At 68.2% G+C, this 8251-nt stretch carries 6 protein-coding genes and 1 pseudogene; 5 read left to right on the forward strand and 2 right to left on the reverse strand.

Annotated features, from left to right (window positions below):
- The 5 genes from Q0996_RS00005 to Q0996_RS00025 form a co-directional block, all read left to right on the forward strand.
- Positions 1-887 (forward strand): heparinase II/III family protein (locus Q0996_RS00005; RefSeq protein WP_299614742.1); only part of this gene is annotated, 887 nt, incomplete at its 5' end.
- 1 nt (position 888) lies between these two features.
- On the forward strand, positions 889-1926 hold the full coding sequence (locus Q0996_RS00010; RefSeq protein ID WP_299614744.1) for a glycosyltransferase family 4 protein: 1038 nt from the start codon (positions 889-891) through the stop codon (positions 1924-1926).
- 47 nt (positions 1927-1973) lie between these two features.
- The gene (locus Q0996_RS00015; RefSeq protein WP_299614745.1) at positions 1974-3905 is read left to right on the forward strand and encodes a nucleoside-diphosphate sugar epimerase/dehydratase; all 1932 of its coding nucleotides are present in this window, start codon (positions 1974-1976) and stop codon (positions 3903-3905) included.
- Between the two features lie 53 nt (positions 3906-3958).
- Entirely contained in the window at positions 3959-5539 is a 1581-nt protein-coding gene (gene purH / locus Q0996_RS00020) for a bifunctional phosphoribosylaminoimidazolecarboxamide formyltransferase/IMP cyclohydrolase (RefSeq protein ID WP_299614747.1), read from the forward strand.
- A gap of 250 nt (positions 5540-5789) precedes the next feature.
- On the forward strand, positions 5790-6911 hold the full coding sequence (locus Q0996_RS00025; RefSeq protein ID WP_299614749.1) for a response regulator: 1122 nt from the start codon (positions 5790-5792) through the stop codon (positions 6909-6911).
- A 17-nt stretch (positions 6912-6928) separates the two neighbouring features.
- Here Q0996_RS00025 and Q0996_RS00030 read toward each other — a convergent pair whose 3' ends face one another.
- Both Q0996_RS00030 and Q0996_RS00035 read right to left on the reverse strand, forming a co-directional pair.
- On the reverse strand, positions 6929-7651 hold the full coding sequence (locus Q0996_RS00030) for a hypothetical protein (protein ID WP_299614751.1): 723 nt from the start codon (positions 7649-7651) through the stop codon (positions 6929-6931).
- Between the two features lie 116 nt (positions 7652-7767).
- A pseudogene (locus tag Q0996_RS00035) lies at positions 7768-8251 on the reverse strand (acetyl-coenzyme A synthetase); the annotation flags it as partial.

The following is an 8251-nucleotide window of genomic DNA, read 5'->3' on the forward strand; positions in this document are numbered from 1 at the left end:
GGCAGATCGAGGCCATGGTGGCGGTCCTGCGGCTGCTGCAGCACGGCGACGGCGGCCTCGCCCTTTTCAACGGCAGCAACGAGGGCGAAGACCTGCAGATCGACATGGTCCTGCAGCGCGCCGGCGGCAAGAACCTGCGCCTGTTGAGCGCGCCGGACAGCGGCTTCCAGCGCCTGCAGGCGGGCCGCAGCCTGGTGCTGGTCGACACCGGCCGCCCGGCGGCGCCGGGCTACGACGATGCGGCCCACGCCGGAACCCTGAGCTTCGAACTCTCCGTTGGCCGCGAACGCCTGATCGTCAACTGCGGCGCCCAGGCCGGCCGCGGCCCTTGGCAGGCCGCGCAACGCACCACCGCCGCCCACTCGACCCTGACGCTGGCCGACACCAACTCCGCCGCACTGCTGGGCGGCGGCGGTCTTCTCCGGCGGCCCGGCCCGGTGCTCTGCCAACGCGACGAGGACGAGGGCGCGATCTGGCTGGACAGCAGCCACGACGGCTACCTGCCGCTCTTCGGGCTCATCCATCGGCGCCGCCTCTACCTCGCCAGCTCCGGCGAAGACCTGCGCGGCGAGGACTGCCTCGAGGGTCAGCCGAGGTCGCGCAGGCCGCTGCTCTTCGTCATCCGCTTCCACCTCCACCCGGGCGTTCAGGCCATGGCCGCGCAGGACGGACGCTCGGTCGTCCTGCGCCTGCCCAAGGGCGGCGGCTGGCGCCTGCGCGCCGCCGGCGCCGCCGTGGGCCTGGAGCCCAGCGTCTATCTGGGGCGGCCCGGCCAGGTGCGCCGCAGCCAGCAGATCGTGCTCTCGGGAACCACGCAGGCGCCGGCGCAAGACGGCAACGCCGCGGTGGTGAAGTGGGCCCTGCAACGCCTGGGCCCCGGCGGCTGAGATGTCCGCGCCGATCCTTCTTGCGGTCCTGGCGGCGGTCGCTCTGCTGAGCTGGGCGGCCACCGGCGGCGTGCTGCGCCTGCTGAAGGCCTGGAACGTCTTCGATCAGCCGAACCATCGCAGCAGCCACCAGCAGGCGACCCCACGCGGCGGCGGCCTGGCGGTGGTTTCGGTCATTGCCCTGGTGTGGATCGGCGGCGCCCTCGCCTACGGTCTGCAGCCCGCCGGATTCTGGCCGCTGCTCTGCGGCCTGGCGCTGCTGGTCGCCGTCTCCTGGCTCGACGACCTGCGCTCGCAGCCGGCCCGCCTGCGCTTCGGCGTCCAGGTCGCCGCCGTTGCCTTCGCCCTCTGGGGCGCCGGAAGCCAGGCCCTGGTCTTCCAGGGGCTGCTGCCGCCGCTCGCCGACCATCTGATCGTCGCCCTGGCGTGGCTCTGGTTCATCAATCTCTTCAACTTCATGGACGGGATCGACGGCATTTCAGCCGTGGAGAGCATTTCCGTGGCCGGCGGCCTGGCGCTCTGCGCCGCCGTCGCCGGTTTCGGCCCCGGCTATGTCTTTCTCGCCGCCAGCCTGGCCGCGGCCGCCCTGGGCTTCCTGGTCTGGAACTGGGCGCCGGCGCGCATCTTCCTCGGCGACGTCGGTTCGGTGCCCCTGGGGTTCCTGGTCGGCTGGCTGCTGATCCTGCTGGCCGCAGAGGGCCAGTGGGCCGCCGCCCTGATCCTGCCGCTCTACTATCTGGCCGATGCGAGCTGGACCCTGTCGCGCCGTATCCTCCGGCGGGAGGCGCTCTGGAAGGGCCACCGCAACCACTTCTATCAGAAGGCGGTGCGGCGGGGCCTCAGCCACGCAGCGGTTTCCACCCGTATTCTGCTGTGCAATCTCGTGTTGGTGGCCCTGGCACTGATCGCGGTCCTCGGCCAGCCTTGGCCGGCGCTGGCCGCGGCCTGTCTTGCGGTCGCCGTGCTTCTGATTATGCTGATCGGCAAGGGCCTGCCGGCACGCGACGGCGAGGCGCCGGGCGAGCATGGGCCCCGATGAGCCGTGGTGGGCGATGCGGCCTTGAAAGGGAAATCGAAGGAACATCGATGAAGCTGGGCTCCGCCAGATTCCCGCGGCAACTGGTTGCCTTCCTGCATGACCTGGTCATGGCGGCCACGGCCTTCCTGCTCGCGCTCTTCCTGCGTCTCGGCGAGGAAGCCTGGACCACGCTGGAGGACAGCCTCTGGCAGCCGATGCTGCTGTTCACCGCGATCTGCGGCCTGGTGTTCTTGACCACTGGGCTCTACCGCGGCGTCTGGCGTTATGCCTCGATGAACGATCTGGTGGCGATCATCAAGGCGGTCTCGCTGGCGCTGGCCGTCTTCCTGCCGGTGACCTTCCTGATCACCCGGCTGGACGACCTGCCGCGGTCCTGGCTGGTGATCAGTTGGCTGGTGCTCATCTTCCTGCTCGGCGCGCCGCGCATGCTCTACCGCGTATTCAAGGACCAGGGCTTCAGTCACCTCTTGGAGCGCGACCGCCACCGCCGGGTGCCGGCGCTGCTGATCGGCGCCGGCGACGCGGCGGAGACCTTCATCCGCGAGATGGCGCGCGACCGCAACGGGCCCTTCGAGGTGCTGGCCGTGGTCGACGAAAAGGGCACGCGCATCGGCCGCAACATCCACGGCGTCAAGGTGGTCGGCGCGCTGGAAGACCTGCCCGAGGTGGTGGCCCGGCTGACGCGACGCGACCGTAAGCCCCAGCGCATCATCCTGACCAAGCCGCTGGCCCGGGAGGAGGTGGACTTCCTGCTGGAGTTTGCCGAGGAGAAAGGCGCCTCCGTGGCCCGGCTGCCGCGCCTGACCGACTTCAGCGGCGGCATCGAAGAGCGCTTGCAGATCCGGCCGATCGCCATCGCCGACCTGCTGGGCCGCACCCAGACCAAGCTCGACCGTCCGGCGATGCAGAAGCTGATCGAGGGCCGGCGGGTGCTGGTGACCGGCGCCGGCGGATCCATCGGTGCGGAATTGGTGCGCCAGATCGCCACCTTCGGGCCTGCCCAACTCACCCTCTTCGACAGTTCCGAATTCAATCTCTACAGCATCGATCTGGAACTCTCCGAACAGCATCCCGATCTGCCGCGTCTCGCCCTGATCGGCGATGTGCGCGACCGCGAGCGGGTCGACCGGCTGATCGAGGAGGCCGGTCCGCAGCTGGTGTTCCACGCCGCTGCCCTGAAGCACGTGCCGCTGATCGAGCACAACCCCCTGGAGGGCATTCACACCAACGTGCTCGGCACCCGCAACGTGGCCGACGCCTGCCGCCGCGCCGGGGTGGCGACCATGGTGCTGATCTCCACCGACAAGGCGATCAATCCGCCCAACGTCATGGGCGCCACCAAACGGCTGGCGGAGAGCTACTGCCAGGCCCTGGACCTGCTGCGGCAGAACGGCGGCGGCGGCACGCGCTTCGTGACCGTGCGCTTCGGCAACGTGCTGGGGTCCACCGGGTCGGTGGTACCCCTGTTCCAAAGGCAGTTGGCCAGAGGCGGCCCGCTGACCGTGACCCACCCGGAGATGACGCGCTACTTCATGACCGTGCGCGAGGCGGTGGAGCTGGTCCTCCAGGCCTCCGCCCTTGGCAGCGACAGCCCGGCGGTGGAGGCCGGCCGCATCTACGTGCTGGACATGGGCGAGCCGGTGAAGATCGTCGACCTGGCGCGGCAGATGATCCGCCTCTCCGGGCTCAGCCCCGACAAGGACGTGGAGATCGTCTTCACCGGGCTGCGGCCGGGCGAGAAGATGCACGAGGAGCTGTTCCATCACAAAGAGGCCCTGATCCCCACCGCCCATCCGGGCCTGCGCCAGGCGGCGCCGCGCACCGCCGATGCCGAGCTGCTGGGCCGCAGCCTCGACGACCTGGCCCGGCTTCTGGCGGAGGGCAAGCAGAGCGAGCTCCTGGCGCTGCTACACCGTCTGGTGCCCGAGTACGGAGGGGAGGCCCCCGGCCGCCACCCGGCCGCCGTCGCGGCATCGTGACGGCAGACCCACCCCAGCGCCTTTCGTAACGCACCTCTTGGAGTTTCCTGCCTATGCCCGTCGACACAGCGATCCCTGTCAAGCGCGCGCTGATCTCGGTTTCCGACAAGACGGGCCTGGCCGACTTCGGCCGCTTTCTCGCCGCCCGGGGCGTTGAGATCCTCTCAACCGGCGGCTCCGCCAAGGCCCTGACCGAGGCCGGCGTGGCGGTGGTCGAGGTCGCCGCCCATACCGGCTTTCCGGAGATCATGGGCGGACGGGTCAAGACGCTGCACCCGAAGATCCACGGCGGCATCCTGGCGCGCCGCGATGCCGCGGACCACCGCGCCGCCATGGAGGAACACGGCATCGCCGGGATCGATATGGTGGTCTCCAACCTCTATCCCTTCGAGGCGACCCTGGCCTCCGGCGCCAACTACGACACCTGCGTCGAGAACATCGACATCGGCGGGCCGGCCATGGTGCGCGCCGCCGCCAAGAACCACGACTTCGTCGCCATCGTCACCGACCCGGCGGACTATGCGGCGGTGCAGGCCGAGATGGCGGCCCAGGAGGGTGCCCTCGGCGCGGCCCTGCGCCGGCGCCTTGCCATGGCCGCCTTCGCCCACACCGCCGCCTATGACGCGATGATCGCCCAGTGGCTGGCCGGCACCCAGGGCGAGACCTTTCCCCAGCACCTGACCGCCGCCGGCCGGCTGAAGCAGACCCTGCGCTATGGCGAGAACCCGCACCAGCAGGCCGCGGTCTACCTGCAGGGCCCGGCGCGGCCCGGCGTCGCCACCGCCGAGCAGCTTCAGGGCAAGGAGCTGAGCTACAACAACCTGAACGACACCCATGCCGCCTTCGAGCTGGTCAGCGAGTTCGAGGCGCCGACGGTGGCGATCATCAAGCATGCCAACCCCTGCGGCGTGGCGAGCCGGGAGACTCTCTCTGCGGCCTATGCCGAGGCCCTGGCCTGCGATCCGGTGAGCGCCTTCGGCGGCATCATCGCCGTCAACCGCAGCCTGGACGCCGCCACCGCCGAGGAGATCGCCAAGCTCTTCGCCGAGGTGGTCATCGCCCCGGCGGTCGACGACGCGGCCCGGGCGGTGCTGGCCCAGAAGAAGAACCTGCGCCTTCTGGTCACCGGCGCCATGGCCGACCCCGCCGCCCCGGGCCTGGTGATGACCCCCCTGGCCGGCGGCTTCCTCGCACAGAGCCGGGACCATGGACGCACCGCCGCCGAAGACCTGAAGGTGGTGACCCGCCGCCAGCCGAGCGAGCGGGAACTGGCCGACATGATCTTCGCCTTCCGGGTCGCCAAGCACGTGAAGTCCAACGCCATCGTCTACGTCCGCGACGGCACCACCGTGGGCGTCGGCGCCGGCCAGATGAGCCGCGTCGATTCCTCCCGCATCGCCGCCTGGAAGGCGCGCGAAGCCGCCGGGGAAGGCGTGACCCCGAAAACCGTCGGCGCGGTCGTCGCCTCGGACGCCTTCTTTCCCTTCGCCGACGGTCTGCTGGCCGCGGTGGAGGCCGGCGCCACGGCGGTCATCCAGCCGGGCGGGTCGATGCGCGACGATGAGGTCATCGCCGCCGCCGACGAGGCGGATCTGGCCATGGTCTTCACCGGGATGCGCCACTTTCGCCACTGAGGCCGGCCGCCGACGGCCGCGCGCCCGTGCCGCGGGACCGGTCTCGCACCGCTGGCGCCCTGCCATCCAGATCCCCGGACACCTGTAGGCCTTCAAAGAAATGCGCGTAATTCGCGATCTGGATCATCCCTAGATTGTAGCCAATTTTTCATACATTGGTATTAGCGTTGACGCGATGCGAGATCTTGTGACGCGATCAAACCGCCGCGGTTGATTGCCGGAAAAGACGTAAAGAAGGCGATACCCGGCCATGATGCTGAAGCTCAATTGGGACAACATCACCATCATGGTGATCGACGACAATTCCTTCATGCGCAACCTGATCGTCACCACGCTTCGCGCCCTGGGCATCAACAACATCAGCACCCAGGCCGGGGCCAAGGAAGCGATTACGGCCCTGAAGGAAAGCCGTAGGAATCCGGTCGAGGCCGGCATCGGAACCGTCGATATCGTCCTCTCCGACTTCGTCATGCCGGATCTGGACGGCACGCTGTTTCTACGCTGGGTGCGCACCAACAAGCTGGCGCCGGACCGCTTCGTCCCTTTCGTCATGCTCTCCGGCGCCGCCGACCAGGCCATTGTGGAAGCGGCCAGGGATGCCGGGGTGACCGAGTTCCTGGCCAAGCCGTTTTCGGCGAAGGCCATGGCCGACCGCATCCTGGAGGTGATCAAGAATCCCCGGCAGTTCGTGCTTGCGCCCGGCTATTTCGGCCCGGACCGGCGCCGCCAGGACCGCCCGGCCAACTGGCAGACCCTCTATGACGACACCTCGCGGCCGGACAGGGACCGCCGGATCACCAAGGCCTCTGAAATCCAGGTGGTTCACACCCGTTCCAACATCCGCAGCCTCCGCGACGACGTGCGGGCCATCTACTTCAGGCCCATCAACAAGCTGCGCGAGAAGCTGGGACCGAATGCGATGCGCGGCCAGCTCGACTTCGACCCTCTTGTCATCCAGGCCGCCGAGCAGCGAATCCAGGAACTGGTGGGCGACTACTCCACCTGGGTCGGCAACTATCTGGACTCCATCACCGAGTCCTATGAAGCACTCAAACACGGCGGGGGCCGGCATCAGGACCACGTGCTCAACATCAACCAGATCGCCCACGAACTGCGCGGCCAGGGCGGCATCTTCGACTATCCGCTGATCACCGCTTTCGGCAAGACGCTCTATGAAGCGACCCTGGCAAGCGACGCCCAGGTGACCGAGAACCGCCTGAAGCTCATCAAGGCCCACATCGATGCCATTCGCGTGGTTTTCACCAAGAAAATCAAAGGCCAAGGCGGCGACGTCGGACGGGCGATGATGAAGGACATCCAGCGCGCGGTGCAGAAGTACAGCGAGCCCCTAAGCGCCCCAAGCCACGGTTAGGGCTAACCCGCAAGATTCTAGATCGTCCCGATGCCGCGCTGCGACAATGCCTTGCGGAAGTCGTCGCGGTCTTTGACCACCTGCAATTCGGTGAGCAGGGTCAGCAGCGCGGCTTCGTCCAGGCGGTCGCTGCACAGCAGACCATAGACGATGGTGTCGATGTCACCGGGCTCGGCCTCGAAGGAGTTGTAGTCGACCAGCAGGTAGCCGATGCGCACGATGAAGCAGTCCTCGTGGCGCAGCTCGGAAAGCGCCTTGGCATAGAAGCCGCTGCTGCGCAGCTCGGGATGGCGGAACACCCGGGGTGTGCCGACCTTGAGCTTGCGCCGCTCCACCAGCGGCAGGCTGCGCGCGTAGCGCAGGAAGTCCTGCCGGTCCTTCACCTCGCGGGCCGGATTGTCGGCGAACTGGCCGAAGAACACCCGGGAGGTGACGACAAAGCCGCTCAGGCCGTGAAAGGTATAGAGGTTCTCGAAAAGCTGGTGCCCTCCGACCCGCTCACGCAGCTCGCTGATCTCGAAGGGCGAGTTGAGGGGCAGGTTCAGATCCGCGTCGCCGATGTCGATCTGGTTCCAGTCGTCCGGCATGGCGATTGTGCGCCCGCTGCCGTCGCCGGCCCCCGGCGCCGCGCAGGCCGCCAGCAGCAGCAGGAGCGCCGCGGCCAGGACCTTCGGCCAGCCGCGGCCCGGCTCTGAGATCCGCTGCCCCTTCGGATCCGCATTGTCTTCGAAAGCTGTCATAGTGAAACGCTAGCAGACCCGGTGGCCGCGCCACAAAAGGAAACGGCCGGCTCTTGTCGAGCCGGCCGCTAGGAAACCGAAACCAATGGAACGTTAGCCGCGCCTAAAGCAAGCGCCTAACCCCGGTTCATGCGGTTTTCGATGAGGTCGTCCACCACACCGGGATCGGCCAGGGTCGAGGTGTCGCCCAGGCTGCCGTAGTCGTTCTCGGCGATCTTGCGCAGGATGCGGCGCATGATCTTGCCGGAGCGGGTCTTCGGCAGGCCCGGCGCCCACTGGATCAGATCCGGGCTGGCGATGGGCCCGATCTCCTTGCGCACCCACTGCACCAGTTCCTTGCGCAGGTCGTCCGTCGGTTCCTCGCCGGCGTTCAAGGTCACGTAGGCATAGATGCCCTGGCCCTTGATGTCGTGGGGATAGCCCACCACGGCGGACTCGGCGACCTTGTCGTGGGCCACCAGGGCCGACTCCACCTCGGCGGTGCCCATGCGGTGGCCGGAGACGTTGATCACGTCGTCGACCCGCCCGGTGATCCAGTAGTAGCCGTCGGCATCGCGCCGGCAGCCGTCGCCGGTGAAGTACTTGCCGGGATAGGTGGAG

The organism is Pelagibius sp. (assembly GCF_028289705.1).
Lineage (GTDB): Bacteria > Pseudomonadota > Alphaproteobacteria > Kiloniellales > Kiloniellaceae > Pelagibius.